The sequence below is a fragment of the Gymnodinialimonas sp. JB5-7 genome (genome assembly GCF_055693405.1).
Genome location: NZ_JBVFUX010000004.1, coordinates 663,123 through 688,238, shown reverse-complemented (window position 1 = coordinate 688,238; position 25,116 = coordinate 663,123). Strand labels below are relative to the sequence as shown.

Annotated in this window: 24 protein-coding genes, 1 tRNA gene and 3 pseudogenes; 6 read left to right on the top strand and 22 right to left on the bottom strand. The window is 62.7% G+C overall.

Annotated elements, in window-relative coordinates; translation table 11 throughout:
- Window positions 1–16: 16 nt before the first annotated feature.
- The 5 genes and pseudogenes from ACZ1HK_RS04270 to cysG all read right to left on the bottom strand — a co-directional run bounded on the left by ACZ1HK_RS04270 (window position 17) and on the right by cysG (window position 4,602).
- Window positions 17–433: a DUF934 domain-containing protein gene (locus ACZ1HK_RS04270; RefSeq protein ID WP_472627604.1), complete on the bottom strand. Its 417-nt coding sequence runs from the start codon at window positions 431–433 to the stop codon at window positions 17–19.
- A 17-nt stretch (window positions 434–450) separates the two neighbouring features.
- Window positions 451–1,164, bottom strand: coding sequence for a phosphoadenylyl-sulfate reductase (locus tag ACZ1HK_RS04265; RefSeq protein ID WP_472627603.1), 714 nt, complete (start codon window positions 1,162–1,164; stop codon window positions 451–453).
- On the bottom strand, window positions 1,154–2,818 hold the full coding sequence (locus ACZ1HK_RS04260) for a nitrite/sulfite reductase (protein ID WP_472627602.1): 1,665 nt from the start codon (window positions 2,816–2,818) through the stop codon (window positions 1,154–1,156). Before ACZ1HK_RS04260 ends, ACZ1HK_RS04265 begins: the two co-directional genes overlap by 11 nt.
- A 68-nt stretch (window positions 2,819–2,886) precedes the next feature.
- Entirely contained in the window at window positions 2,887–3,207 is a 321-nt protein-coding gene (locus tag ACZ1HK_RS04255) for a DUF2849 domain-containing protein (RefSeq protein ID WP_472627601.1), read from the bottom strand.
- Window positions 3,207–4,602: pseudogene (gene cysG, locus ACZ1HK_RS04250) on the bottom strand (siroheme synthase CysG). Before cysG ends, ACZ1HK_RS04255 begins: the two are co-directional and overlap by 1 nt.
- Before the next feature lie 142 nt (window positions 4,603–4,744).
- On the opposite strand from cysG, the gene ACZ1HK_RS04245 reads away from it, so the two are divergent.
- Window positions 4,745–5,221 carry an Lrp/AsnC family transcriptional regulator gene (locus tag ACZ1HK_RS04245; protein ID WP_472627600.1) on the top strand — a complete coding sequence of 159 codons (477 nt, stop codon included), beginning with the start codon at window positions 4,745–4,747 and terminating at the stop codon, window positions 5,219–5,221.
- Here the strand turns inward: ACZ1HK_RS04245 and ACZ1HK_RS04240 are convergent.
- A pseudogene (locus tag ACZ1HK_RS04240) lies at window positions 5,178–6,413 on the bottom strand (bifunctional alpha/beta hydrolase/OsmC family protein). The gene ACZ1HK_RS04245 and the pseudogene ACZ1HK_RS04240 overlap by 44 nt on opposite strands.
- Before the next feature lie 395 nt (window positions 6,414–6,808).
- Here ACZ1HK_RS04240 and ACZ1HK_RS04235 point away from each other — a divergent pair.
- Window positions 6,809–7,417 (top strand): endonuclease/exonuclease/phosphatase family protein, encoded by a 609-nt coding sequence (locus tag ACZ1HK_RS04235; protein ID WP_472627882.1) that lies wholly within the window; start codon window positions 6,809–6,811, stop codon window positions 7,415–7,417.
- 93 nt (window positions 7,418–7,510) lie between these two features.
- Here the strand turns inward: ACZ1HK_RS04235 and dddP are convergent, their stop codons facing one another.
- Window positions 7,511–8,836 (bottom strand): dimethylsulfonioproprionate lyase DddP, encoded by a 1,326-nt coding sequence (gene dddP, locus ACZ1HK_RS04230; RefSeq protein ID WP_472627599.1) that lies wholly within the window; start codon window positions 8,834–8,836, stop codon window positions 7,511–7,513.
- Window positions 8,837–8,917: 81 nt separating this feature from the next.
- On the opposite strand from dddP, the pseudogene ACZ1HK_RS04225 reads away from it, so the two are divergent.
- Window positions 8,918–9,711: pseudogene (locus ACZ1HK_RS04225) on the top strand (heme-dependent oxidative N-demethylase family protein).
- 125 nt (window positions 9,712–9,836) lie between these two features.
- Here ACZ1HK_RS04225 and ACZ1HK_RS04220 read toward each other — a convergent pair.
- The 9 genes from ACZ1HK_RS04220 to ACZ1HK_RS04180 form a co-directional block, all read right to left on the bottom strand.
- Window positions 9,837–10,913 (bottom strand): 2'-deoxycytidine 5'-triphosphate deaminase, encoded by a 1,077-nt coding sequence (locus ACZ1HK_RS04220; protein ID WP_472627598.1) that lies wholly within the window; start codon window positions 10,911–10,913, stop codon window positions 9,837–9,839.
- Window positions 10,914–11,016: 103 nt separating this feature from the next.
- Window positions 11,017–11,093: transfer RNA gene (locus ACZ1HK_RS04215), tRNA-Pro, on the bottom strand.
- Between the two features lie 163 nt (window positions 11,094–11,256).
- Entirely contained in the window at window positions 11,257–11,541 is a 285-nt protein-coding gene (locus ACZ1HK_RS04210) for a hypothetical protein (protein ID WP_472627895.1), read from the bottom strand.
- Entirely contained in the window at window positions 11,435–11,836 is a 402-nt protein-coding gene (locus tag ACZ1HK_RS04205; protein WP_472627597.1) for a MerR family transcriptional regulator, read from the bottom strand. The genes ACZ1HK_RS04210 and ACZ1HK_RS04205 overlap by 107 nt, the downstream gene beginning before the upstream one ends.
- Window positions 11,837–11,972: 136 nt before the next feature.
- The gene (gene ihfA, locus ACZ1HK_RS04200) at window positions 11,973–12,275 is read right to left on the bottom strand and encodes an integration host factor subunit alpha (protein WP_472627596.1); all 303 of its coding nucleotides are present in this window, start codon (window positions 12,273–12,275) and stop codon (window positions 11,973–11,975) included.
- A gap of 104 nt (window positions 12,276–12,379) precedes the next feature.
- Complete coding sequence (locus ACZ1HK_RS04195) at window positions 12,380–13,360, bottom strand: beta-ketoacyl-ACP synthase III (protein ID WP_472627595.1); 981 nt, start codon at window positions 13,358–13,360, stop codon at window positions 12,380–12,382.
- Window positions 13,357–14,454, bottom strand: coding sequence for a phosphate acyltransferase PlsX (gene plsX, locus ACZ1HK_RS04190; RefSeq protein ID WP_472627594.1), 1,098 nt, complete (start codon window positions 14,452–14,454; stop codon window positions 13,357–13,359). Before plsX ends, ACZ1HK_RS04195 begins: the two co-directional genes overlap by 4 nt.
- A 32-nt stretch (window positions 14,455–14,486) precedes the next feature.
- Window positions 14,487–14,693, bottom strand: a complete 207-nt coding sequence (gene rpmF, locus ACZ1HK_RS04185; protein WP_472627593.1) for a 50S ribosomal protein L32 — start codon at window positions 14,691–14,693, stop codon at window positions 14,487–14,489.
- A 202-nt stretch (window positions 14,694–14,895) separates the two neighbouring features.
- Window positions 14,896–15,450 carry a YceD family protein gene (locus ACZ1HK_RS04180; protein WP_472627592.1) on the bottom strand — a complete coding sequence of 185 codons (555 nt, stop codon included), beginning with the start codon at window positions 15,448–15,450 and terminating at the stop codon, window positions 14,896–14,898.
- A gap of 166 nt (window positions 15,451–15,616) precedes the next feature.
- Here ACZ1HK_RS04180 and ACZ1HK_RS04175 point away from each other — a divergent pair, with 166 nt between their 5' ends.
- A complete protein-coding gene (locus ACZ1HK_RS04175) occupies window positions 15,617–16,078 on the top strand; it encodes an outer membrane protein assembly factor BamE (protein WP_472627591.1) in 462 nt (153 codons plus the stop codon).
- A gap of 101 nt (window positions 16,079–16,179) precedes the next feature.
- Window positions 16,180–16,911 (top strand): GNAT family N-acetyltransferase, encoded by a 732-nt coding sequence (locus tag ACZ1HK_RS04170; protein ID WP_472627590.1) that lies wholly within the window; start codon window positions 16,180–16,182, stop codon window positions 16,909–16,911.
- Between the two features lie 11 nt (window positions 16,912–16,922).
- Here ACZ1HK_RS04170 and ACZ1HK_RS04165 read toward each other — a convergent pair whose 3' ends face one another.
- Complete coding sequence (locus ACZ1HK_RS04165) at window positions 16,923–17,894, bottom strand: GNAT family N-acetyltransferase (protein ID WP_472627589.1); 972 nt, start codon at window positions 17,892–17,894, stop codon at window positions 16,923–16,925.
- Between the two features lie 49 nt (window positions 17,895–17,943).
- Window positions 17,944–19,197, bottom strand: a complete 1,254-nt coding sequence (gene tyrS / locus ACZ1HK_RS04160; RefSeq protein WP_472627588.1) for a tyrosine--tRNA ligase — start codon at window positions 19,195–19,197, stop codon at window positions 17,944–17,946.
- Between the two features lie 56 nt (window positions 19,198–19,253).
- Between tyrS and ACZ1HK_RS04155 the strand changes: the two genes are divergently transcribed.
- The gene (locus ACZ1HK_RS04155; protein WP_472627587.1) at window positions 19,254–20,372 is read left to right on the top strand and encodes an anhydro-N-acetylmuramic acid kinase; all 1,119 of its coding nucleotides are present in this window, start codon (window positions 19,254–19,256) and stop codon (window positions 20,370–20,372) included.
- 282 nt (window positions 20,373–20,654) lie between these two features.
- On the opposite strand, the gene ACZ1HK_RS04150 is transcribed toward ACZ1HK_RS04155, so the two are convergent.
- The 4 genes from ACZ1HK_RS04150 to eno all read right to left on the bottom strand — a co-directional run bounded on the left by ACZ1HK_RS04150 (window position 20,655) and on the right by eno (window position 25,093).
- The gene (locus ACZ1HK_RS04150) at window positions 20,655–21,074 is read right to left on the bottom strand and encodes a cupin domain-containing protein (protein WP_472627586.1); all 420 of its coding nucleotides are present in this window, start codon (window positions 21,072–21,074) and stop codon (window positions 20,655–20,657) included.
- Complete coding sequence (locus tag ACZ1HK_RS04145; protein WP_472627585.1) at window positions 21,071–22,792, bottom strand: flotillin family protein; 1,722 nt, start codon at window positions 22,790–22,792, stop codon at window positions 21,071–21,073. Before ACZ1HK_RS04145 ends, ACZ1HK_RS04150 begins: the two co-directional genes overlap by 4 nt.
- A 61-nt stretch (window positions 22,793–22,853) precedes the next feature.
- Window positions 22,854–23,585 carry an OB-fold-containig protein gene (locus tag ACZ1HK_RS04140; RefSeq protein ID WP_472627584.1) on the bottom strand — a complete coding sequence of 244 codons (732 nt, stop codon included), beginning with the start codon at window positions 23,583–23,585 and terminating at the stop codon, window positions 22,854–22,856.
- A gap of 230 nt (window positions 23,586–23,815) precedes the next feature.
- Window positions 23,816–25,093, bottom strand: coding sequence for a phosphopyruvate hydratase (gene eno, locus ACZ1HK_RS04135; RefSeq protein ID WP_472627583.1), 1,278 nt, complete (start codon window positions 25,091–25,093; stop codon window positions 23,816–23,818).
- Between the last annotated feature and the right edge of the window lie 23 nt (window positions 25,094–25,116).

Genomic DNA, 25,116 nt, shown 5'->3' with positions numbered 1-25,116 from the left:
GTCAGGGGAAGGGTCGTCAGGCGCGCAGGCGGGCCTGATAGTCGTGCGCGCGCCAATCTGCGCGGAACAGCCATTGCTCCTGCGGTTGGCGAGCGGCGAGGCTTTCGTCGATCTCGACCTCGTCAAAGCCGGACCGGCGCGCCATTGCGTATTGATCCGCCAGCACATGGCCACGGGCGCGCAGGCGCCCGGTAAAGCCCATCTGACGCAGACGGCGGGCCAGCGTGAAGCCGCGCCCATCCGCGAAACTGGGAAAGTCGATGCGGATCATCTGGAGGCCGGACAGGTGCGGGGTGAGGGCCGCCACATCGTCATGGCTGGCGAGGTCCACAGCCGCGGCATTTGCCGCAACCCCTTCGGAAAGCGGGACAATTTCGCCCGACCACGTGTCGCCTGCAAATCCTTCATCGGTCACAAGTACTGTATTGCTCATCTTTCAGAACCTCTTGCTCAGGCCGCGCCACGGACGGGTTTGCCGTCCACGAAGTGAATGCCGCATTCGTCTTTGGATAGCCCGCGCCAGCGTCCGGCGCGCGGGTCTTCATCGGCCTCAACGGGTGTTGTGCAGGGCTGGCAGCCAATGGAGGCGAAGCCTTGCGCCACCAATGGGTGCCGAGGCAGGTCGTGCTCAGTGATGTAGTCGGATAGCTGCTGGGTCGTCCAATTCGCCAATGGGTTGATCTTGATGCGGCGGTCGTTCTTCTCGAACAGCGGCAGCGAGGCACGCGCGCCGCCGTGGACGCGTTTGCGCCCGGTGATCCAGCCGCCAAAGCCTGCGAGCGCGCGTTCAAGGGGCTCGGTCTTGCGCAGGGAACAGCAGGCGTCCGGGTCGAAGTGGTGCAGGATGCCGTCCACATCCCGTTCCAGCAGGGCGGCACGGTTGGGTTTGATGACGCGGACGTCCGTCAGGCCAAGGCTGTCCGCGACCTCGCGCTGGTAAGTCAGCGTGGCCTCAAACAGCATCTCGGTGTCGATGAAGATCACCGGCGTTGCCTTGTCAATCTGGCTGATCATGTGGAGCAATACCACGCTATCGGCCCCGAAGCTGGAGACCATGGCGACCGGGCCGATGGACGCATCGTTCAGCGCATGGCGCAGGAGGGTTGGCGCGTCGCTTTTGCGGTGCAGAAGCGTGCGGCGTTCAGCGAGTTCCTTAAGCGGCATTGGCCTTGGCCTCCTCCGGATAAAGCGCGGCTTTGAAGGGTGCGGCGCCCAGACGGCGATAGGTGTCGAGGAATGTCTCGGATGCGTCTTGCCGGATGTCGAGATAGGCGCGGACCAGCCGTTCGATCGCGTCCGTGACCTCGTCATGGGCAAAGCCGGGGCCCGCGCGTTCGCCGATCACGGCGTCCGGGCCGCCGTCGCCACCAAGGGTGATCTGGTAGTTTTCGACACCGGCTCGATCGAGGCCCAGGATACCGATGTGACCGACATGGTGATGGCCGCAGGCATTGATGCAGCCAGAGATCTTGATCTTGAGCGGGCCAACCTCGTGCTCCAGCTTAAGCTGTTCAAACCGCTCGGCAATTTCCTGCGCGACGGGGATGGAGCGGGCCGTGGCCAGCGCGCAATAATCCATGCCGGGGCAGGCGATGATGTCGGAGATCAGTCCAACGTTTGCGGTGGCGAGACCAGCCTCGGCCAGCGCCGCATGGACCGCCCGCAGGTGGCGTTTGGGCAGGTGGGGCAGGATCACGTTCTGCTCGTGGGAGATGCGAAGCTCGTTGTGGGCGTATTGCTCGGCCAGATCCGCCAGCACGCGCATCTGATCGGACGTTGCATCGCCCGGCGTTGCGCCATGGGCTTTGGTGGAGACAGTCAGGATCGCGTAGTCCGGGTGGCGGTGAGCCACCGTGTTGGTGTCCACGAAGCTGCGGAAGACGGGGTCGTGCTGGTAGTGCGTGGGGAAGGCGCCTTGGCCGTCCTCGAATTCCGGCGCGGCGAAGTCCGCCTCGATCCGTTTGAGGATTTCCATATCCGCGCCGTTGAAGGCCGCTTTGCGGGCTGGGAATTCGGCGTCGACGCGGCGGCGGATCTCGTCGATGCCGTTCTCGTGCACCGTGATCTTGATGCGGGCCTTGTACTTGTTGTCGCGGCGTCCGAGCAGGTTGTAGACGGCGACGATGGCCTCCAGATACGGAAGAAGGTCTGGCAGGGGCACGAATGCGTTGAGCGTTTTGCCGATCATGGGCGTGCGCCCGAGGCCGCCGCCGACGAGGACCTTCGCGCCCAGGACGTTGTTTTCCTTGACCAAACGCAGACCAATGTCATGCGCGGCGGTCACGGCGCGGTCTTGGTCGGAGCCGGTGACAGCGATCTTGAACTTGCGGCCGAGGAACTGGAATTCCGGGTGGTCGGTGGACCATTGGCGGATGAGTTCGGCAATTGGGCGGGGGTCCGCGACCTCTTCGGCGGCGGCGCCTGCAAAATGGTCGGCGGTGACATTTCTTATCGTGTTTCCAGAGGTTTGGATGGCGTGCATGCCGACCTCACCCAGTGCGTCGAGCATATCGGGCACGTCACGCAGCTCGGGCCAGTTGTACTGGATGTTCTGGCGCGTCGTGAAGTGGCCATAGCCCTTGTCCCACCGGTCCGCGATCATGGCCAGCTGGCGCATTTGTGCTGCGTTTAGAGTGCCATAGGGAATTGCCACGCGTAGCATATAGGCGTGGAGTTGCAAGTAGAGGCCGTTCATAAGGCGGAGCGGCTTGAACTCATCCTCGGTCAGCGAGCCGTCGATGCGGCGCTCGACCTGGGCGCGGAACTGGGCGTTGCGCTCGGCGAGGAAATCACGGTCGAAATCGGTGTAGGCGTACATGGCTCGGGCCTCCTTGGGGCGCGAAATCGGGTGCAAGACCCTGTAGTTTTTCCGTAATTATTCTGTAGTTACGATTGTAGTGCATCGTCGGGCGCCGGGGCTTGTTTGCCGTGGGCGTAATTGGACGGGCCGCGGGTGCGGAAGGCTTCGCGGAAATGGATGGGTTCGGGGCCATTGGGGCCGGCCTTGGCGTCGGCGAGGTAGGCACCGACGATCTCATGGGCCTGCGCCTGCGCTTCGAGCAGGCGAATATCGGCGGTGGCCTGATCCTCGATCAGGTCAGCCTTGGAATGATCGCGGGTCCAGTGACCCTGCGCATCGAGATAGACGACGTCGCCTTCCAGCAGGGCATTGGCGGTGACGACTTTGGGCGTGAAAGCACGGGGCATCAGGCAAATTCCTCTTGCAGTTGGGGCAGGGCAGCGCGCGCGGCGCGGGGCTCTAAGCCGAGCATCAGGATGACGGGGCCAGTGGTTTCCGCCGCGTCGATATCGGCGGGCAGGGTGGCGAGCTGGCTTGCGATGATCCGCGCGTCGGAGCGGGAGGCATTTTCGACGGCCGTCACGGGCGTGTCGGGAGAGGCGCCGTGCATCATCAGGCGGCCTTGCAGGAACCGCGCGCCCTTCGCGCCCATGTAGATCGCCGCGACCTGGCCGGGTTTCGTGAGGTTGCGCCAATCGTGTTCGGCGAAGCCCTTCACGTCGTGGCCCGTCAGGAAGCGCATCGCGGAGTTGCGGCCACGCTTAGTGAGGCTCTGGCCAAGCTGCGCGGCGGCGGCGTTGGCGGCGGTGATGCCGGGGACGATGGACCATTCGATGCCGTGTTCATCAAGCACGTCGAGTTCTTCGTCGAGCCGCCCATAGACGCCGGGATCGCCAGACTTCAGGCGTACAACCTGCGCGCCTTGTGCCGCATGTTCCACCATCAGCGCGCCAATGTCTTCCTGCCGGGTGGAGGGGCCGAAGCCCTGCTTGCCGACGTTCAGAAGCGTCGCCTCGCGCCGGGCGAGTTCGAGGATTTCGGGGGCGACGAGGCGGTCGTGGATGACGACATCAGCCTCGTCCAGCAGCTTGCGGGCCTTGAGGGTCAGCAGTTCCGGGTCGCCGGGGCCTGCGCCGACAAGGGCGACATGGCCTTTGCGCTCTTCAGCGGTGATGTGGTCGACCAGCAAATCGCCAAGCGCCTGTTCGACGCCAGATTCACCTTCTTTGGCAAGGGCTTCGGGGCCGGTCTTGAAGTAATAGGCCTGCCAGAAGTCGCGGCGCTTGCGGCCCATGGGCAGAACGTTCACGGCGGCGCGGAAGCCTTGGCCGATCCGTGCCAGGATGCCGAGCGACGGAGGCAGAGCGGCCTCAAGGTCGGCCTTGATCTTGCGGGCGAGCACGGGGGCCGCGCCTTCGGTGCCGATGGCGACGGTGACGGGGTCACGATCCACGATGGCGGGGGTGATGAATTGGGAGCCTTCGAGATTGTCGACGATGTTCACCAGCGCGCCGTCCGCGCGGGCGAGGGTGGCAATGCGAGCATCCTCGGCATCATCCTCGGTTGCAGCATAGGCGAGGGAGGCGCAAAGGGCATCACCCGGCGCGAAGGCACGTTTGACAAGGCGCAGTTTGCCCTCGGCGTCCCACTGAATGATCTCGGGCGCGGGCATCTTTGGCGAAGACGGTCACTTTCGCCTCGGACTTGAGGATCAGGCGCAGCTTGGCCAAGGCCGCATCACCGCCACCGGCCAGAACAACGCGGCGGCCGCGCAGGTCGAGGAAGATCGGAAAGTGGCGCATGGTGCGGAACCTTTGAAGCGTGTGTGAGCCTCAATATAGAATTTTGTTCTGAAAAATGGCAGATCAGGCTTGCTGAAAGGGACATTTGTTCCGTATTGCGCTGAGGCAGGAACCCGCGTTCGTCAAAGCAAGGAATGCCCGAATGACCGTCCAGATTGATGCTCTCGACCGGAAAATCCTCGTCGCCTTGCAGGAGGATGCGAGCCGATCCCTGGACGAAATTGCCAAGATTGTGGGGTCTTCGAAAACCCCCGTCTGGACGCGGATTCGCAAGATGCGAGAGGGCGGTATCATCGGCCAGCACACGGTGCTGCTGGATGCGGAGGCTTTGGGGCTAGAGGCTTGTTTTTTCGTGCTTATCCGCACGTCGGAGCATGAGGCGGAATGGCAGAACAAGTTCCTCCGCACGCTTCAGGAACGTGCGGAGGTGATGGAGGCGCACCGGCTGGCGGGCGACATCGATTACATCCTGAAAGTGCGCGTGGCGAACGCGCGGGCCTATGATGAATTCTACCAGGCCCTGATCTCGGAAGTGCGGATCTACAACGTGACCGCCCTTCTGAGCATGGAAGAGATCAAATCAACGCCGCTTCTGCCACTGGCTTCAGTTCCGTCTTGATCTTGGCCCCGGCTTCCAGAGAGCGGTGGACGGGGCATTTATCGGCAATCTCCAGCAGGCGTTGGCGTTGGGTGTCGTCCAACTGGCCCTTCAGGGTGATCTTCCGCGTGAACTGATCCAGTGGCCCGACATCGACGCCCGCATCCTGTGCGTGCACGCGATTGTGGGTGACATCAACGCTCACATGGTCGAGCGGCCATTTCTTGCGGCGCGCATACATGCGGATGGTCATCGAGGTGCAGGCCCCGAGGCCGGCGGCGAGGAATTGATACGGGCGTCAGGCCCTGATCGGTGCCGCCATAGCTTTCGGGCTCATCCGCGATGACGTGGTGCTTCGGCCCCGCGAACACGTCCTGCCGAAAGCCGTTCGGGTCAACCTCGTCAGTGCGGGTCACGCCTTCGGGCGCGCCGATGGGCGGGGCGGGGTGCTTGAGGTCCAGGTACTTTCCGGCCCAGGACGCGATCACGTCGGCAGCGTAATCGGCATCCTGCTGACGGGTCACCAGATGGTCGGCATCATCCAAAGTTACGAATGATTTCGGGTGCTTGGCGGCGAGGAAGATGCGCGTGGCGTTCTCGACCCCGACCACATCATCCAATGGCGCGTGCATGACGAGCAGGGCCTTGTTCAGGTTGGCGATGTCGGGTGCAAGCTCGGACGCTTTCACATCCTCGATGAACTCGGCCCCGATGCGAATGGGGCGACCGCCAAGGATGACCTCGCCCGCGCCTTTGGTGACGATATCATCGAGCGCGTCGTTGAAATTGTGGGTGACATGTTCGGGGTCGAACGGCGCGCCGATGGTGGCCACGGCCTTGATCGACGGGATTTGACCGGCGGCCCGCAGCACGGCGGCGCCGCCGAGGGAATGGCCGATGATGAGCGATGGGCGCCATGCCGCGTTCGTCGAGTGTATCGGCAGCGGCGATCAAGGTCGGCCACGTTGGAGGTGAAGGACGTATTCTCAAACTCGCCCCCGGAATGGCCAAGCCCTGTGAAATCGAAGCGCAGCACGGCGATGCCTTGCGCCGCCAGGCGGGCCGCGATGCGGCGGGCGGCCATGATATCCTTGCCGCAGGTGAAGCAATGGGCCAGCAGGGCCGTGGCTATGTGAGCGCCGTCCGGCAGATCCAGACGGGCGGCGAGCAGATCCCCGGAATGGCCGGGGAAGGTGAAACGTTCGGTGTGCATGGTCTTTGTCCCTTGTCCTGGGCTGACCATGTGGGCGGAGGCCCGCCTGCCGCAACATGTGTGACATTGTTCTCACGCGGGCGTGCACCTACGTGCATGGGGCGTGAACGATTTGAGGGTGTTTCCGTGCGGCTTTTCAGAGGTTTCGTGCGTCTGTGCATGATAGCGGGCGTTTTGACCCTGGTGGCGAGTTACATGGGGTCTGTGCACCCTGTGGGCGATTCGTTGGCGGTGTTTCGCATCTGGATCGCGGGCGGCGTGGCTTTGGCCGGGTTGATCGCCCTTTTCCTGCGTGTGAAACGCGCAGGATGGCTGGCGATTTTTTCGCCGCCGTCGCAGGCGGCCCGATCGCGGCGATGGTCTACGCGCCAAGCGGGGCGGCGCCGGACGGGGCTGTGACTGTTTACACAAAAAACACCCTTGGCGGCTGGGGGGATGACGCAGCCATCACGGCAGATATCCTTGCCAGCGGCGCGGACATCGTCTTGTTGCAGGAACTCAGCCAGACCCGCAGCGATTTCGGTGGCGCGTTGCAGGACAGGCATCCGCATCAGCATGTCTGCCGGTTCTCGGACTGGTCGGGCATGGCCGTTCTGTCGCGATGGCCGGTGTTGGAGACCTATTGCTCCTCCCACCGTTCTTTCGCCGCTGCGCAGGTCGATGCGCCGGGCGGGCCGGTTTGGGCCGTCTCAACCCATCTGGTCTGGCCCTATCCACATGCACAGGCGCGGTATCTGGAGGAGGCGCTGCCGTTTCTGCAAGGCATTGAAGGCCGCGTGATCGTGGCGGGTGACTTCAACATGGTGCCTTGGGGCTATTCCGTTCGGCAGATCGAGGAGGCAACGGGCACGGGCCGGATCGGGCCGCTCTTCACAACCATTGAGGTGCGGGACGTGCCGCTGCAAATCGATCATGTGCTGACCAATGGCACGGGCATGGTGGAGCGGCGGCCCCGCTTCGGCTCAGATCATTTCGGCCTGGTGGCGCAAATCGGCTGGGAGTAGGTGGCGCGTCGGAAAACTGCAGTTTTCCGGACGGAAATCTCGAGATTTCCGAACCGTTTTGCGCGCGAAAAATGGCCCGGGCCAAGGCCCGGTCTACCCCATCAGCGCCGCATCAAAGGGATAGCTCGTCAGGTTCTCATACCCGTCCTCGGTGATGAGCACCTGATCCTCCAGCTTGATGCAGAAATCGCCATCTTCTTCGCCCACCAGCGCCTCGACACAGAACATCATGCCGGGTTTGACTTCGTAATCGAAGGCCCCTTCGACATAGTGGCTGGGATAGACGATGATCGGCCATTCATCGCACAGGCCCACACCGTGCATCCGACACGAATACTTGCGCTTGTCGTATTTCGCGTCGAGTTGGTGGCCCTTGTGCACAAGGTCATGGAACGATGCGCCGGGTTTGAGAAGCTCCATATTCGTCTGGATATGCTCGACCCCGTGCTGCATGGCTTCGATCATGTCCGGGCGGGGCTTGTCGGGGCCGGTCCACCAGGTGCGGCTGATGTCCACGCAAAGGCCGTAGCAGCCGATCAGATCTGTATCGAGGGCGCTGATCTCATTGGCTTGCAGCGTGCGCGGGCCGCATTCCTGGAACCATGGATTGGTGCGGGGGCCTGAGGAGAAGAGCCGTGTTTCGATCCATTCGCCGCCGCGCTTGATGTTTTCGGCATGCAGGACAGCCCAGACCTCATCCTCGGTCTTGCCGGGCGCGATCGCGTCTTCCATCGCCTTCAGGCTCTTTTCGCAGGCATCCACGGCGCAACGCATGGCGAGGATCTCGTCCGGGCCCTTGATCGAACGGGCATGCTCGGTGACGGCCTCGCCTTCCATGATCTCGAAGCCCTTTGCCTCCAGCGCACGGGCGCCGTGGAGCAGGATCTTGTCGACGGCGAGCCGTTTGTTGCTGCCGGCATGGGCGGCCATGATCTCGGCCACTTGGTCGGAAAACGCGTCTGCTGCGGCCTCACCCCTGTCGCCCACTGCAAAATAGAACATGGACGCGCCAGACCGCACCTCCCGCACCAGTGAGTTATGATCTGCGAGGAAGGGCGAGTTCTTGTATTCCCAGAGCACCATATGGCCGTCAGCGCAGACCAGGCACGCGCGGAAGGGATTGTGCGTGTTCCACAGCTGCATGTTGGTGGTGTCGGTGGCGTAGCGGATGTTGAGAGGGTCAAACATGAGCACGCCGCCGTACTCCCGCGCCTGAAGTTGCGCGACGAGGCGGTCGAGCCGGTACTGGCGCAGACCTTGCAGGTTTGGGAGTGTCAGCCCGGCCTCGGCCCATTCGGCATAGGCCAGCGGGGTCGGCCCGATCTCGATCCGGTCATTGTCGTTGAGCGTGCCGTCGGGCAGGTTGAGGCCGTGGGCCGGGTCGATCTTGCGGGTGTCGCGGCGATAGGCTTGGTTCATTGTCGTCTCCCTTGCCTGATTCAGCGTGACGCAGGGGAATGGGATCAATCGCGCCGGATTGCGGCATGAGAAGCGTCGGAAATGGACAACGTTCTGCAAGATCACCTTCCGACAGCGCCGTGGATGGCGGAAGCCACGCGGCGCTTGCCGGGATTACAGCCCTTGGGCGGGTACCATGAGTGGTTGCCGACGGATGAGGCCTTTGCAGGTCAGATGGCCGTGCGGGAGGGGTTGCTGGCTGAGCGCCGGGACGAGGTGATTGCGCAGGTGCCTGGCTGTGGGCCTGCGGTGGATGAGCTCTACGAAGAGGTGCTGTATTATCTGGGTGGTGGACGGGGATATGAGTGGGATGCGCATGGCTGCATCCGGCCCGATGGCGTTTATGTCGCCCTGGATGAAGGTGACAAGTTGGGGACGCTGGCGCGCCTGGTTCAGCAGGATCTGTGTGTGCTGGAAAAGCCGGACGGGGCGGATGAGCACGTGCTGACCGCAGCGATCTTGTGTTTTCCAGCCAGCTGGACGCTGGCGGAAAAGATCGGGCGGCCCTCTCAGACATCCACGGGCCGGTGGCGGAATATGACGGTGCAATGGCCCGCCGGGTGCAGCGGGTGTTTGACCATCTGCGTGATGATACGCCGGTCTGGCGGCAGAATGCGTTGATCTACGAGGATCCCGCGCTGTTTCAGCCGCGCCGGATGGCCGCGCCGCGCGTCGCGCGCCATGGGGCGGGGTATTTGCGGTCTGAGCGGCAGGTCTTGCTGCGGTTGCTGGAGACCCGGGCGGTGGTGTTTTCGATCCACACCTATGTGGTGCCGATGGAGCGGTTGACGCCCGCGCAGCGCGCAGGTTTGGCCGATGTTGCGCATGTGACCTGAAGGCGCGGCTTGCGCCGCATTCGTATGATTTTGCGTTAGCACGCAGCCAAGGCGGCTTCGCCGCCTGTTGGGGCGTTGCCCCAAACCCCAAGGTATTTCCAAAACAAGGAAGGGGGCGGCCGGGTTTAGGGTTTGAAGTGTTTGGAGAGTTTCAGGCCCTGGCCCTGATAGTTGGAGGCGATGTCCTGCCCGTAGAGTTGGGTGGGGGCGGCGGCCATGGCCTCGTAGACGAGGCGGCCCACGGTTTGTCCGTGTTCGAGGACGAAGGGGCTTTCGTGGCAGCGGACTTCTAGGACACCGCGCGCAGGAACACCGTGGCCGAAGCCAGGGTCGAAGAAGCCTGCGTAGTGGACCCGGAATTCACCGACCATGGCGAGGTAGGGGGCCATTTCAGCGGCGCAATCGGGCGGGATCGTCACGGCCTCGCGGCTGACGAGGATGTAGAAGGCGCCGGGGTCGAGGATGATCTGGCCATTGGTGGAATGCAGTTCCTCCCAAAAATCGGCGGTGGAGTGGGTGCCGATCTGGGTCAGATCGATGACACCGGTATGGGGTTTGGCGCGGTAGCCGACGAGGGTGCCTTTGGATGGCGAAAGGTCGACGGAGAAGCCGAGGCCCTCGTCGATCAGCGGTTCTTGGTCGACGAGAGGCGTGTCGGCATGGCGCGCGGCGAGGTCCGCATCTGACAGCGTGGCATGGCCGCGGCGGAAGCGGATCTGGTTGAGGCGCAGACCAGGCTCGATCTTCACGGAGAAGGAGCGGGGGCAGATTTCGGCATAGAGCGGGCCTTCATAGCCCGCCGGGATGCGGTCGAACTCGACGCCGCCATCGGCGATCACGCGGGTCAGGCAATCGACACGTCCGGTGGAGGATTTGGCGTTGCACACGGCTGTGATGTCGGCGGGTAGGGCTAGGCCTTCCATCAGCGGGACGACGTAGACGCAGCCCTTTTCCAGCACCGCACCTTGGGTCAGGTCCATCTCGTGCATGGTGAATTCGGGCAGGCGGTCCGCGACGGGGCGGCCTTCGCCGGCGAGAAAGGACGCGCGGACGCGGTAGGCTTTGTGGCCGAGGCGCAAATCGAGGCTGGCGGGTTGGATCTGGCCATCGGGCAGGGGTGTGGTGGCGGCGATTTCACCGGCCTCCAGCATAGCAGCAATCGCGTTGTCGGGCAGCACTCCGAAGGCATTGGTCGTGGTCATGTGGGTCTGGCGCTCCGTCGGGCTGGCTTGGCGCCGGAGAAAAGCGGGAATGGGCCCGGCGCGCAAGGGGCGCGGGCGAATTTGAAGGGGTAGTGCGGTGATTTGGTCGGGCTAGCAGGACTCGAACCTGCGACCTTCCGTCCCCCAGACGGACGCGCTACCAGGCTGCGCCATAGCCCGACTACGCGCCCTTCTACCCATTTCTGACGGCGGTGCAAGAGACGCTTTGGATGCGCCCCTTTATTGCGGGCGCGCAGCCTCGCCCATCTTGTCGCGCAGGGCCTTGAGGGCGGGCAGGTGGCTGGCGAGAGCACCGGGGAGCGGGCGAATTCGGCCAGTTGGGTCAACGCGCTTTCGGCGCTGACCGCGGTTTGGGGCGCCGGTGTTGACGGTGTGTCTGCGCCTGAAGCGGGGGGACGGCCTGCTCAGCGGTCTCGTCCATTGCAGGTTCGGGATCAGGCGATGCGACCTCAGAGGCTGCAATGGGCGCGCTCTCTGATGGCTCCGGCGCGGCCGGGATGTCACTCTCCTCTGGCGCGTCCGGCGTCTCTGACACCCCATCCCCATCGGCCAGAGCGTCCGCGGCGGCGTCCTTTTCCCATTCCTGATCCGGCGTGATGTCGATCACATCGGCATCTTCCAGAAGGCTGTCGATGGGGGGACAGGGCAGTGATCGCGTCGAGCCCTTCCTCGGAGATCATCTTTTTCACGCCGCGTATGGTCATGCCCCGGTCGTGAAGCAGAACCTTGATCCCGCCCACCAGCTCCATGTCGGATGGGCGATAGTAGCGTCGCCCGCCGGCGCGCTTGACCGGTTTGATCTGATTGAATTTGGATTCCCAAAACCGCAGCACATGGGCGGCGACGCCAAGCCAATCGGCGACCTCCCGAATGGTGCGGAACGCTTGCGCGGATTTGGCCATGGCTTCTCACTCCTGCTCGGAGGTGTCGTGTTTGCCTGAAGTACGCTCACCCGTCTTGCGGGGTGATGCGTCGGATCTTTAGTCTATCGCATGTCCGGAACGCTCAAAACCGGATCCCGCTTTTGAGCAACATGCTTTAGCCGCGATTGCCTGCTGCCACGCGGTCTTTCATCAGATGCGAGGGCCGGAAGGTCATCACTCGGCGGGGGCTGATCGGCACTTCTTCGCCCGTCTTCGGGTTGCGACCCACGCGTGCCGTTTTGGAACGGACGGAGAAGGTGCCAAAGGACGAGATCTTGACCTGTTCGCCCTCCACCAGAGAATCCGACATCATTTCAAGGACACGTTCGACCAACTGCGAGGATTCATTGCGAGAAAGACCTACTTCGCGGAACACCGCTTCGCTCAGATCCATCCGTGTCAGTGTTTTTGCAGCCATCGGTTCTTGTCCCCCTCGTTTGGCACAGGATGACGGAGGCGGTTTCCGTAGTCAATCCAGTGTGTTGCAGGGGGTATTTGTGCGGCGCATGAACGCCGATCAGATTACCAGCGCAGGATCACTGCGCCCCAGGCCAAGCCGCCGCCAATCGCTTCGGTGACCAGAAGGTGCCCCGGTTGAATGCGCCCATCGCTGACGCCGACACTCATCGCCAGAGGGATCGACGCGGCGGATGTATTGCCATGATCCTGGACGGTGACGATCACCTTATCCATGGGCAGGCCGAACTTTTTCACCGTGCCGGTGATGATGCGGATGTTGGCCTGGTGCGGCACAACCCAATCCACATCGTCCACGCCGACGCCCGCTTTTTCCAAGGCGGTTTCGGCGGTTTTGGTAAGTTTTTCAACGGCATGGCGGAAGACTTCCTTGCCTTGCATCTTCAGCACGCCGGTCGATTGCGTGGCCGAGACGCCACCATCAACATAAAGCAGATCGCGATGTGTGCCGTCGGAATGAAGGTCGGTCGCAAGGATGCCGCGATCGTCGGACGCACCTGCGCCATCCTGCGCCTCAAGGATCAGGGCGCCGGCGCCGTCCCCGAACAGCACACAGGTCGTGCGGTCGGTCCAGTCCATGATCTGGCTGAAAGTTTCGGCCCCGATGACGACCACCCGGCGCGCCTGGCCCGATACGATCAGCGCGTTTGCGTTGGCCAGCGCATAGACGAACCCGGCGCAGACCGCCTGCACGTCAAAGGCGAATCCCTTCGTCATGCCGAGGCCTGCCTGCACCATGGTGGCGACCGAGGGAAAGGTGAGGTCCGGGGTGGATGTCGCGACAATGACGGCGTCCAAATCGTCGGCTGTCAGCCCGGCATGGGAGAGGGCGTTTTGCGCCGCCGCAATGGCCATCTGGCTTGTTGTTTCGTCTTCAGCGGCGAAATGGCGGCGTTCGATGCCGGAGCGGGCGCGGATCCATTCATCGGAGGTCTCGATCGTCTCCATCGCTTCGAATTCGGCGTTGGGAACAATGCGTTTGGGCAGGTAGTGGCCGATGCCTACGGGGACCGCACGGATGGTCATGGTTGCGGGTCCTCCGGTTGGATGATGTTCGACACCGCGACCTCGGATTGGGCGATGCGTGCGGCGAGGCGTTTGTGGAAGCCCGTGGCCGACAGGCGTTCAGCCAGCTTGATTGCCGCCGCGACGCCTGTGGGGTCGGCCGAGCCGTGGGATTTCACGACCGTGCCGTTGAGGCCCAGGAACACGCCGCCGTTCACGCGGCGTGGGTCGATGCGTTTCGACAGGCGGCGCAGCGAGGTATAGGCCAACAACGCCGCGACACGAGAGAAGGGCGTTTTCTTGAACGCCTGCTCCAGCAATTCGCGGATCAGGCGGGCCGTGCCTTCGCCGGTTTTCAGGGCCACATTGCCGGTAAATCCGTCGGTCACGATGACATCGACGCGGTCAGACGGCAGGTCGGAGCCTTCGACGAAGCCCACAAATTCGAAATCAGCAGCGCCCGAGGCGCGCTCGATCAGATCAGACGCGACTTTAAGTTCAGCACGGCCCTTATGTTCTTCCGTGCCAACATTCAGCAGGCCGATGCGGGGGCGGGGCAGGTCCAGGCCGTTGCGGGCATAGCTTGCGCCCATCAGCGCGTATTGCAGCAGATCTTCGGCATCCGCGCGGATATCGGCGCCAACGTCGAGCATGACGTTGAAGCCTTGTGGATTGCGTGAGGGCCAGAGGCAGGCGATCGCGGGGCGGTTCACGCCTTCGATCTTGCGCAGGCGGATCATCGAGATCGCCATCAGCGCGCCAGTATTCCCGCAGGACACCGCAACCGTGGCCTCACCTGAGCGGACGGCCTCGATCGTGGACCACATGGAGGTATCTTTGCCATTGCGCATCACGTGGGACGGCTTGGCGTCCATCGTGACCACCCCCTCGGCGTGACGGATCTCACATTTCTCAGAGAGGCCGCGTTTGCGGGCGATCAACGGTTCCAACTCGGCCTTTGGGCCGTGCACGATGAAGCGTAGATCGGGGTTCTTGGAGACGGCTTTGGCGAGGCCCGAAATGACGGCAGAGGGGCCAAGATCGCCCCCCATCGCGTCCACAGATAAAACGGTGCCGTTCACCGTTCCTCCTGTCAACGCTGCGCCATCGGTCATGTGATCGGGCCCGCCCTTGGGTCAGGCGGCGATCAGGCCGCGTCTTCGTCGAGGTCGATTTCGTCAGCCTGCGCAATGACTTCGCGGTCATTGTAGGTGCCGCAGGACGGGCACACATGGTGCGGGCGCTTCAGTTCGCCGCAGGACGGGCATTCGTTGGGGTTTGCACCGTCAAGCGCATCGTGGGCGCGGCGCATGTTACGCTTGGAGCGCGTCACTCGATTCTGGGGGACAGCCATGTCACAACCTCGGGTTAGAAGGCGCAATCGGCGCGCCCTACTTGTCAAAATCCGTCTCGCATCCGGGCCAGTTTCAAGCTGCAAACGCGGCTGCGTCGCAAGCCCGAAAAAGGTCTGAAAAACCGGGGGCGAATGAGGCCGGGAACATACTCCGATTCCCCGGCCATGCAAGCCCTTTTCCACAAGGCATTTCCGGGGCTGCTCAGCCCTCGTTTTCGCCGTCTCCGTTGCCCTTTGCCAGTTGGTCGCGCAGGCTTGCCAGCCCGGCCAAGGGCTTGGCCTCTTCGTCCGTCATCGGGATCACGCCGGGTGCCGCATAAACTGCCTCGCCCAATTCGACACCTTCGGCGCGGGGGTAGTCCGGCACGGCAAGCGCCAGCGCCTCGGACAAGAGCTGCGCAAGGTCCAGAGACGTTGGCAAAGGCTCGATCGTGTCGTCCTCGGGCATCTCCATCTCTTCGCCGGAAGGTTCAGGCAAATCGACACGGTAGCTGCGCGTCACGGGCGCGTCGATCCGCGTGGTGACAGGCTCAAGCGTGACGACGCAATCCTGCACGACGGTGGCCCCCAGTTTGGCCTCCAGCCGCCAATCGGCCTTGCCCTCTGGCCTGACTTCACCCACAAGACGCACCTTTCGTAGGCCACGCAATTCCAGCGCCTCGGCCAAGGCCTTGCGCGCCTCAGCGTCCGGTTCCACCGAAAACGCGGTTGGCGCGGCGCGCCCCAAACGGGAAAGGGACAGTGTTGTGGATGGCATCGTCTCTCCTTCGCACAAGTCCTGTGGGGTCCTCGCTTGCCCCGTGCGTGCCTCTGAGGTAAGCCGATATTGCGGTTTTCAGCCTGTCGCAAGCAGGCCGCCGCCCAAACGAGCCCCCAAATGAAATTGGGGGCCCAGACGTGCAGTTCAGGCAGGACCATTTGAGATGTTTGATTTTCTGATTTCAAAGATGCGGGTCGCCCTATTGCCCCTTGGCCTTATTGCCGGACTGTCGGCCTGTGCCGCGACCTACACCAACCATGGCTATGTGCCGCCGCCGGAAGTCCTGTCGGAAATCGGCATCGGAGCCTCGCGTGATCAGGTGGCCGAGATTGCGGGTGCACCCGGCTCTGCCGGTGTGGTCCGGGATGAGGCGTGGTTCTACACCCAATACCGCGTGCGCAATTTCACGTACAATGCGCCGCAGGTGATTGAACGCGATATCGTCGCCATTTCATTCAGTGATGCGGGCCGTGTCACAAATATCGAACGGTTCGGGCTGGAAGACGGCCAGATCGTTCAGCTTTCACGCCGTGTGACGGAAAGCTCGGTCCGCGATGTGGGCTTCTTCGCGCAGATCTTGTCGAACTTTGGCCGCATCAACATCGCCGACGCATTGGGCGGTTGACGCAAAGATATCTTGCACGCTGGGGTTGTGGCGCACATCTTGTGAATGGCGCGCCTTGGATTGGCACGGCGCGAATGCATGTCCGCTGCTGGAGCAGGCCGATGATCAACTTGCGCAAAGGGCGCTACAGCGCCCGATTGGCCGATGGAGCGGATGATATCGACGCCGTGCATCGCTTGCGCGCCTTGGTTTTTCGCGGCGCGCAGGGGGACGACCATGATCCGTTTGATACCGATTGCGCGCATATGCTGGTGGAAGATCAACGATCCGGCACGGTTGTGTGCTGCTTTCGGATGATGCACCTGCCGTCGGGCGCAGACATCGGACGCAGCTATTCCGCACAATTCTATGAGCTTTCGGCCCTCAAAGACTTTGATGGTCCGATGGTTGAGATGGGGCGCTTCTGCATTCACCCCGAGTGGAAGGACGCCGATATCCTCCGAGTCGCCTGGGGTGCGATGACGGCTTATGTCGATGCCGAAGGGGTTGAGATGCTGTTTGGCTGTTCTTCGTTCCACGGAACGGAGGCTGATGAGTATTTTGACGCCTTTGCGTTGTTGCGGGATCGCCATCTGGCGCCCAAACGCTGGCTTCCGCGCGTAAAGGCGCCCAGTGTCTTTCAGTTTGCGCGGCGATTGACGGGCAAACCTGATTTGAAGGCGGCGCAAGCCAAGATGCCACCGCTGCTGAGGACCTATCTGCTGATGGGGGGATGGGTCAGCGACCATGCGGTGATCGACGATGATCTTGGCACTTTGCATGTCTTTACGGGGCTGGAAATTCGTGCGGTTCCGGCCACTCGTGCGCGGCTGTTGCGGGGCGTGGCGGGGTAGGGCGGTTGCGCCTATTGGCCCGCGTGGAAAGCCCGTGCCGTGGACAGCAGGTGCATATGGCGCGTCCCAAGCAAGCCTTCCAGCACCCGGGTGCGTGCCGCGCGCCGCTTTCGCATGGCCCACGTTGTATCCAGCCAAGTTCCACCCAAAGCCCGCAGGTCCGCCCCAGTGCCGCGTTTGAACCGCGCGAGGCCCGGCGCATGGTCGGGATCAGCTGCGCCCAGGTCGATTGCGGATATCCCCATCTGCTGTAGATCGACCATGGCGCGCCACATCAAGGCCGGTCCGGCAGACCGTGTCCGGCCTTCCGAATTGGTCCAGCCGATCTGATAGGTCGCGGTTGTGCTGTTGCGCAGGAATAGCATCGCCGCAACACGCTGACCGAGGTGATAGGCGGTGAACAGTTGGGCGCATCCAGGCCTGCTGCCTGCAAGGGCCGCAATCATCTCAGGCGGCAGGGGCTGGTACCAGAGGCGGGACGATTGCTTGGCCTCCGCCCGCAATAGCCAATGGTTGGGGTCCGCAGGCATCGGGCGGCGATGTAACTCCAAATTTTGCGTCAGCCCGTGGCGGAGGCGGTTGCGCCATTTCGGCGCGAGGCGATGCGCCATCTCCTCCGCTGTGGGTGCGAGGGTCAGCTCCGCGACCATGCGGGGCGCGGCGATCCGGTGAAACCCGGCTGTGGCAAGGGCTGCGGCGTCGTCGATCGTTTCGCTGTTCACAATCAAGTGGCGCGCGCCAAGCTGCCGTCGCAAATCAGCGGCGCTTTCCGGTGATAGGCCCATTTGCGCCCTTGAAAGCAAGGCCGTCTTGCCGATGACAGGAAGGGTCTTTCGCAAGGTCAGCACCTTGGCTGGGCCGATCCGTTCCATCCGGGCGTCAGACCCAAGCGCGCGGGAGGCGCGCAGCCAGACCTCGCTTTGTTGCAATGGCAGGATCGGATGGGGCTGTGTCGAAGGAAGGGAAGGGGCGCAATCAAACATGCGCCCCAGAATTCGGTCAAACTGCCAAAATTTGGTTAATGGTGCCGGTTCAATTCGCCAATGTCACCAAGGCATGGCGTTTCTTGCCCGCGCTCAACTTGATGGGCGTCCCTAGATCGCTGGCGACAACCATCAGCCCCGTATCGGTAACGGCTTCATCGTTCAGGCGGGCGCCACCTTCGGCGATCAGGCGCTTGGCCTCTTTGCCGGATTTCGCAAGGCCAGACCGCGTGATCAGTTGTACGATTGAAATGCCGTCGCCCAGATCATCCGCCGTCAGTGCAAGTGTCGGCAAATCCTCTCCGGTGCCGCCCTTTTCAAACACTTCGCGCGCTGTCGCCTCGGCCCCCGCGGCGGCCTCCGCGCCGTGCAGCAGGGTTGTGACTTCGCGGGCCAAGGCGATCTTGCCTTCATTGATCTCGGCCCCTTCGAGTGCGCCCAGGCGGTCGCATTCTTCAACGGGCAGCTCAGTGTAGAGCTTCAGGAACCGCCCCACATCCGCGTCCGGCATGTTGCGCCAGAATTGCCAGAATTCGTAGGGGCTGAGAAGGTCCGCATCGAGCCAGGTGGCGCCGCTGGCGGATTTGCCCATCTTGGTGCCGTCCGACTTGGTCAGAAGTGGCGTCGTCATGCCGAAGATCTCTTGGTCCAGCACACGACGGGTCAGGTCGATCCCGTTGACGATATTGCCCCATTGATCCGAGCCACCGAACTGCACACGGCAGCCGTAGCGCCGGTTCAGTTCCAGGAAGTCGTAGGCCTGCAGGATCATGTAGTTGAATTCGAGGAAGCTGAGCGATTGCTCCCGATCCAGCCGCGATTTCACGGATTCAAACGACAGCATGCGGTTCACGCTGAAATGCCGCCCGATATCGCGCAGGAAGTCGAGGTAGTTCAACCCATCGAGCCATTCGGCATTGTTGAGCATCAGGGCATCATTCGGCCCGTCACCATAGGTGATGTAGGTCGAGAAGACCTTTTTGATGCCCGCGATGTTTTCATCAATTTTTTCGGGGGTTAGCAGCGGACGTTCATCCGCCCTAAAGCTCGGATCCCCCACTTTGGTCGTCCCGCCGCCCATCAGTGTGATCGGCTTGTGGCCGGTCTTTTGCAACCAACGCAGCGTCATGATCTGCATGAGCGAGCCGACGTGCAGCGACGTCGCTGTCGCATCGAACCCGATATAGCCTGGCACCACCCCCGAAATCAGGGCGTCATCCAGACCCTGATAATCGGTGCAATCGGCGAGGAAGCCGCGCTCGATCATCACATGAAGAAAGTCGGATTTGGGGTGGTAGGTCATGACATGTCCGGGCCATTCTAGGGGTGCCGATGAAGTGCCGGGAGGGTCTAGCGGGAATGGCAGCCAAGGAAAAGGGGCGCGTTTGGGTCGCGGGTGCGATGTCGGGGACAAGCTTCGATGGGGTCGACGTTGCGGTCATTGAGACCGATGGCATTGAGGTCTTCGATTTCGGCGAGGTTCGCGAAGCCTCCTATTCCGATGAGGATCGCGCGGTGTTGCGCGCGGCGATGGGGGCCTGGCCCGGTGAGGCGCGCGCCGATGCAGCGGCAAAGGTCGTAGAAGCGGCCCATATTGCGGCGCTTGCAGGCCTGAGAGACGTGGACATGCTGGGCTTTCACGGCCAGACACTGGCCCATGACCCTGCGACCGGGCGCACCCATCAGGTGGGCAATGGGCAGGCGCTAGCCGATGCGCTGGGGATAGACGTGATCTGGGATTTCCGGTCCGCCGATATGGGGCTTGGCGGGCAAGGTGCGCCGCTGGCACCGTTCTACCATTGGGCCTGTGCACGCTGGATCGGGTCTGATGCGCCGGTTGTGTTTCTCAATCTGGGCGGCGTCGCCAACATATCGTGGGTGGATCCCAGGATGGAGGCGCCAGAGGCCGACGGTGCCTGCCTTGCCTTTGACACCGGGCCTGCCAATGCGCCTGTGGATGACCTGATGGCCCTGCGCGGCCTGGGCCGCTTCGATAAGGATGGGGCGCTGGCCGCGACGGGGCGTATCGACATGGGCATCCTCGAACGCATGCTGGCGGACCCGTGGTTCGATCTCAGCCCGCCCAAATCCCTCGATCGGGATGCCTTCTCGACCCTGGCGGAGGAGGTGGCGGGCCTTTCCGATGCCGATGCGGCTGCGACGCTCACGGCCTGCTCGGCGGGTGCCGTTGGGCGGGCCCTGGCCCATTTGCCGGTGAAACCCGACACAATCCTCGTGACGGGTGGCGGCAGGCGAAACGAGACGCTCATGGCAATGGTGGCGGATGCCACGGCGGCAGGGGTGCAGCCAGTTGAGGCCGCGGGCCTTGATGGCGACGCGCTTGAGGCGCAGGCTTTCGCCTATCTTGCGGTGCGCGTGGAACGCGGATTGCCCACGTCGGCACCTGGCACCACGGGCGTCGCGGCCCCGGTTGGCGGCGGCAAACGCGCACGAAAGCCCCGCGTGCTGCTCCCCTAAAGCCAATGCGCCCTCGCGGGCGTTGCGCCGGCTTTGCCGTCGCCGGGGGCCTCGCGCGCGTGGCGCGCGCTCGGCTTGAACCTAGTTCGAACAAGGGCGCGTCGCGGCACGCTATGGCGTAAAGGGACAGGTCGGACTTGCATATTTTTGGAACAAAGAGGGCCAGTTGGCACGCACTTTGCCCATCTTTGTTCCCTGAAAATGCCCGCCGGAGGCAAACCCGCAGTCGCGACGAGCGCAACAGGGCCAGTTTACGTGTCGCCCGGGCGGATCGCTGCGCTGCTAGCTTCTGGGAATGTCGAACCCCGGCGCTGCGAGCGTGAAGCCGTCAAAGGTGAATCCCGGGGACACGGTGCACGAGACGAGCGTGAAGGCGCCTGTCGTGCGCGCCGCCTGCCAATGGCCTTTGGGCACTATTAGTTGCGGCGCGCCTGCGGATAGATCTGGTGTGAGAAGCAGGTCACGCGCTGGCCCCTCATCCCGCTCGGCCAAGGACAAAACCAAGGGCGCGCCTGCATGGTAGAGCCAGATCTCCGTTGCATCGACCTTGTGCCAATGGCTGGCCTCGCCTTCTTTCAGCAAAAAGTAGATACAGGTCCCCGTTGGTCGGCCCTTGTTCTCGGCGATCCAGGTTTGACGAAAATGGCCCCCCTCAGGATGGGGGGCCAGATCCAGGTGCGCGATGATGTCATCCGCGGTCATTCGGCAGGGCGCGGCGCAGCCCCGTTGGTCGGGGCGTCTGATGCCTCTGGCGCGGGCGCATCGAGGGCCTCTGGCGCCGCACTCTTGGCGACGGGGCGGTCGTTCAGCGCGCTTTCGGCCAGGCCTTCGACGCCATTCTCAAGGCTCAGACCCAATTCATCCCCCAATTTGCGCAGGGCAGGCATCTGGACGGCCATGCCCATGATGCTGTCGAGCGCCTGGTTGACCACGGGCTTGTCGCCCGCCGCCGCGCCATTGCCACCGCCGCCATTGGCGCCGCCGAGCCCACCGACCTGATGGATCTTGATCGAGTCGATCTTTTCGACCGGCTTGACCATTTGCTCCATGATGGCAGGGATCGCCTCAATCCGGGCCATGTCGACCTTCATGCCAACGATCTGTTCCGAAAGCGCGTTCTCGGCCTCGGTAATGGCCCGCGTACCTTCGGCTTCGGCCAGCATGTCCTTCTTCTTGGCCTCTGCACGGATCGAGATGGCATCGGCCTCGGCCTGCGCCTCTTCACGACGGGCTGCGGCCCTGTCGGCAGCGGCGGCTTTCTCGGCCTCTGCTTCAACCCGTACGCGGGTCGCGGCACGTTCAGCTTCCCGCGCGGCTTCGATCAGCGCAATCTGCTTCACGCGCTCGGCCTCTGCCACTTCGCGGGCCGTGGCCACGGCCTCGGTCGCTTTGGTGGCCTCAGCCCGGGCGAGGTCCGCGGAGGCACGGGCGCGGCTTTCTTCTTCGGATTTCTGCTGAATGATGATCTGGCGTTCCTGTTCGGCCACCTCCAGCTCACGTTCCTTGGTGATCTCTGCATCGCGGATATTGCGTTCGCGGGCGATCTCGGCCGAGCGGACCTGTTCTTCGCGGGCAATCCGGGCGCGCTCACTTTCGCGGACGGAATCTTCGCGACGGAGCGCGATTTCCGCTTCCTGCGCGGCCTTCATCGTCTCGATCTGCTGGACCTGCGCGATGGCCGCCTGCTCTTCATCCTGCTGGATGGTGAGTTTCTGACGCTCGGCCTCCATTGCGGCACGGCGCACGGCGACGTCGGCTTCTGCGTCGATCTCGGCGCGTTCCTTCTTGGATTTCGCGATCACCTCGGCCAGCTTGCGCATACCGACGGCGTTAAAGGCGTTATTTTCATCGAGCGCTTCAAACGGCGTTTGGTCGAGCGCGGTGAGCGAGACCGATTCCAGCGACAAGCCGTTCTTCAAGAGGTCCTCGGAAATTGCGTTCTGCACCTGCTGGACGAAGTCCGAGCGGTTCTCGTGCAGGCCATCCATCGTCATTTTCGCGGCCACGGCGCGCAGGCCGTCGATCAGCTTGCCTTCGATCATCTCGCGCAGCTGATCCACGTAAAAGGTCCGGTCGCCCAGGGTCTGCGCAGCCCGTGCGATGCCTTCTTCGTTGGCCATGACGGAGACGTAGAATTCCACGCCCACATCCACACGCATCCGGTCTTGCGTAATCAGCGCGCCTTCGCCCGTCCGACGTACTTCGAGGCGCAGGGTTTTCATGTTCACGGGGCTGATTTCGTGCAGAAGGGGCACGACAATCGTGCCACCATCCATGATGACCTTCTTGCCGCCTGCACCCGTTTTGACCAGCGCGACTTCGCGCGTGGTGCGTTTGTAAAGCCGTCCGACGACCAGTCCGACGAAGACGAGCGCCGCAATGACGGCGATGACAATGATGCCAAGAAATCCAAGTTCCATAACGTGTCCTTTCTATGGGGGCGCCTGAAGGGGAAGAGCGCATTGAATGGGATTGTGCGGGTTACATCGGGATCAGTCTGAACCCGCCAGTGGGGCGATGGCGCAGCACAAGCACCTCTGTCCCCTGTTCGATTTCCGCCGCGTCCTGCATTGGCTCCGCGCGGAGGTAATGGGTGTTGCCGTAGCGATCCGTCACGCGTACCTCGGCCGGGCTGCCGCGCCGCGCCGTGCCTTGCGTGACCAGCCCGCGCCGGCGTCCGAGTGTGCGGGTGGACACCGACTGGCTTTCCGTCTTGGGCAGCAAACGGGCAAAGAGCGCTCCGAACCGGCCCGTGAACCACAAGGCGACGACAGTGCAAGGGACGACGGCAATCATGGCGGGCAGGGCAAAGCCCATGGTCGACGACAAGGTGCCCTGCAGTAAAATACCTGCCACTCCGAACGACAGAAACAGGCTCGTCAGCCAGATCAACGTGGGCATCTTGCCCAGACCAAGCCAGGACAGGGGCGACGCCCCAGCCTCGGCAGCGACAGGCGCTTCAACTTCCAGCTCATCCACGGCCAGTTCAAATTCGCCGGGATCGACATCAAAGGCGTCCAGCTCAACCTCTAGATCCAGATCGAGAACCATATCCGGGCCGTCCGCCAGATCGAGCTCAACCTCCGCCTCGCTCTCGCCAATCAGCGAGGCGCCAACAAGCAGCAGCAAAACCTCCAAGGCCAAAAGGCCAAAGAGAAGGGCAAGCGATACGGTAAAGGGCGCAAATGGCCCTGACAGAAGTGTGTCGAGCATTCGTTAAGGATCTCTGATTGTATACAGGTGTATACCAAACATAAGTGTTCACGGACCCGTTACAAGGGGCGCGCGCGGGAAGGGGGCGTGCAGTTACGTTAGAATTGCGGAGTTGTCCGCACATTGCAACGGCATGGATTCCTCCAGTTTGCGCCCGTTTTTGGGCGCGACCGCGCAAAGAAAAAGGCTCGCCGCAGGGGCGAGCCTTGAAAGCCGAATAGATCTGGGCTTTAGCCACGCAGGATCGACTTGCCCGCGTAGACAGCGGTCTCGTCCAGCTGCTCTTCGATGCGGATCAACTGGTTGTACTTCGCAAGACGATCCGACCGGGCAAGCGAGCCGGTCTTGATCTGTCCGCAATTGGTGGCAACGGCGAGGTCGGCGATGGTGGCATCTTCTGTCTCGCCCGAACGATGCGACATCACGCAGGTCATACGCGCGCGCTGTGCCATGGACACAGCCGAAAGCGTCTCGGTCAACGTGCCGATCTGGTTCACTTTCACCAGAAGGGAGTTGCCTGCCCCCCGCGCGATCCCGTCGGCCAGTCGCACCGGGTTGGTCACGAAAAGGTCGTCGCCGACCAGCTGCACCTTGTCCCCAAGCGCTTCGGTCAGGGCGATCCAGCCGTCCCAATCATCTTCCGACATGCCGTCCTCGATGGAGAGGATCGGGTAGTCGTTCACCAGTGCCTCCAGATAGGATACATTCTCGTCTGAGGAGAGGGATTTTCCTTCACCTGCAAGCTCATACTTGCCATTCTTAAAGTATTCGGTTGCGGCACAATCCAGCGCCAGCATCATATCGTCGCCCGGTGTGTAGCCCGCCTTTTCGATGCTTTTCAGAACGAAATCCAAGGCGTCACGGGTGGAAGACAGGTTCGGGGCAAAGCCGCCTTCGTCGCCAATGCCCGTCGAAAGGCCTGCAGCCGAAAGCTCCCCCTTCAGCGTGTGGAAGACTTCCGCGCCCATCCGTACCGCTTCCGCGATGGACGTCGCAGATACCGGCATGATCATGAATTCCTGAATGTCGATCGGGTTATCGGCATGCTCACCGCCGTTGATGATGTTCATCATCGGTACGGGCAGGATATGGGCCTGTGTACCACCGACATAGCGATAGAGCGGCTGCGCCGTGAAATCGGCGGCAGCTTTGGCGGTGGCCAAAGACACGCCAAGGATCGCGTTTGCGCCCAAACGGCCTTTGTTGTCCGTTCCGTCGAGCTCGCACATCGCGGTGTCGATGGCGACCTGCTCGGTCGCGTCAAAGCCTACCAGCGCGTCTGCAATTTCGCCGTTTACGGCTGAAACGGCCTCTTGCACGCCTTTGCCCTTGTAGCGGTTCTTGTCACCGTCGCGCTTTTCCACAGCCTCATACGCACCGGTTGATGCGCCTGAGGGAACGGCTGCGCGGCCCATCGTGCCGTCATCCAGCAAAACATCGACCTCCACCGTCGGGTTGCCGCGGCTGTCGAGGATTTCGCGGGCGTGAATGTCGATGATCAGGCTCATGGGATGTCTCTCCGTGCCGGGAA

What these genes read in the sequence shown, in the direction of transcription:
- ACZ1HK_RS04220 (WP_472627598.1), bottom strand. Translation starts at nt 10,913, where the DNA reads ATGACCACGACCAATGCCTTCGGAGTGCTGCCCGACAACGCGATTGCT.
- ACZ1HK_RS04180 (WP_472627592.1), bottom strand. Translation starts at nt 15,450, where the DNA reads ATGCCATCCACAACACTGTCCCTTTCCCGTTTGGGGCGCGCCGCGCCA.
- ACZ1HK_RS04205 (WP_472627597.1), bottom strand. Translation starts at nt 11,836, where the DNA reads ATGGCCAAATCCGCGCAAGCGTTCCGCACCATTCGGGAGGTCGCCGAT.
- ACZ1HK_RS04140 (WP_472627584.1), bottom strand. Translation starts at nt 23,585, where the DNA reads ATGCTCGACACACTTCTGTCAGGGCCATTTGCGCCCTTTACCGTATCG.
- ACZ1HK_RS04145 (WP_472627585.1), bottom strand. Translation starts at nt 22,792, where the DNA reads ATGGAACTTGGATTTCTTGGCATCATTGTCATCGCCGTCATTGCGGCG.
- ACZ1HK_RS04255 (WP_472627601.1), bottom strand. Translation starts at nt 3,207, where the DNA reads ATGCCCCGTGCTTTCACGCCCAAAGTCGTCACCGCCAATGCCCTGCTG.
- dddP (WP_472627599.1), bottom strand. Translation starts at nt 8,836, where the DNA reads ATGAACCAAGCCTATCGCCGCGACACCCGCAAGATCGACCCGGCCCAC.
- ACZ1HK_RS04245 (WP_472627600.1), top strand. Translation starts at nt 4,745, where the DNA reads ATGACCGTCCAGATTGATGCTCTCGACCGGAAAATCCTCGTCGCCTTG.
- ACZ1HK_RS04175 (WP_472627591.1), top strand. Translation starts at nt 15,617, where the DNA reads ATGTTTGATTTTCTGATTTCAAAGATGCGGGTCGCCCTATTGCCCCTT.
- ACZ1HK_RS04265 (WP_472627603.1), bottom strand. Translation starts at nt 1,164, where the DNA reads ATGCCGCTTAAGGAACTCGCTGAACGCCGCACGCTTCTGCACCGCAAA.
- ACZ1HK_RS04195 (WP_472627595.1), bottom strand. Translation starts at nt 13,360, where the DNA reads ATGACCATCCGTGCGGTCCCCGTAGGCATCGGCCACTACCTGCCCAAA.
- ACZ1HK_RS04260 (WP_472627602.1), bottom strand. Translation starts at nt 2,818, where the DNA reads ATGTACGCCTACACCGATTTCGACCGTGATTTCCTCGCCGAGCGCAAC.
- ACZ1HK_RS04155 (WP_472627587.1), top strand. Translation starts at nt 19,254, where the DNA reads ATGGCAGCCAAGGAAAAGGGGCGCGTTTGGGTCGCGGGTGCGATGTCG.
- ACZ1HK_RS04150 (WP_472627586.1), bottom strand. Translation starts at nt 21,074, where the DNA reads ATGACCGCGGATGACATCATCGCGCACCTGGATCTGGCCCCCCATCCT.
- ACZ1HK_RS04165 (WP_472627589.1), bottom strand. Translation starts at nt 17,894, where the DNA reads ATGTTTGATTGCGCCCCTTCCCTTCCTTCGACACAGCCCCATCCGATC.
- ACZ1HK_RS04170 (WP_472627590.1), top strand. Translation starts at nt 16,180, where the DNA reads ATGATCAACTTGCGCAAAGGGCGCTACAGCGCCCGATTGGCCGATGGA.
- ihfA (WP_472627596.1), bottom strand. Translation starts at nt 12,275, where the DNA reads ATGGCTGCAAAAACACTGACACGGATGGATCTGAGCGAAGCGGTGTTC.
- tyrS (WP_472627588.1), bottom strand. Translation starts at nt 19,197, where the DNA reads ATGACCTACCACCCCAAATCCGACTTTCTTCATGTGATGATCGAGCGC.
- ACZ1HK_RS04270 (WP_472627604.1), bottom strand. Translation starts at nt 433, where the DNA reads ATGAGCAATACAGTACTTGTGACCGATGAAGGATTTGCAGGCGACACG.
- eno (WP_472627583.1), bottom strand. Translation starts at nt 25,093, where the DNA reads ATGAGCCTGATCATCGACATTCACGCCCGCGAAATCCTCGACAGCCGC.
- plsX (WP_472627594.1), bottom strand. Translation starts at nt 14,454, where the DNA reads ATGACCGATGGCGCAGCGTTGACAGGAGGAACGGTGAACGGCACCGTT.
- rpmF (WP_472627593.1), bottom strand. Translation starts at nt 14,693, where the DNA reads ATGGCTGTCCCCCAGAATCGAGTGACGCGCTCCAAGCGTAACATGCGC.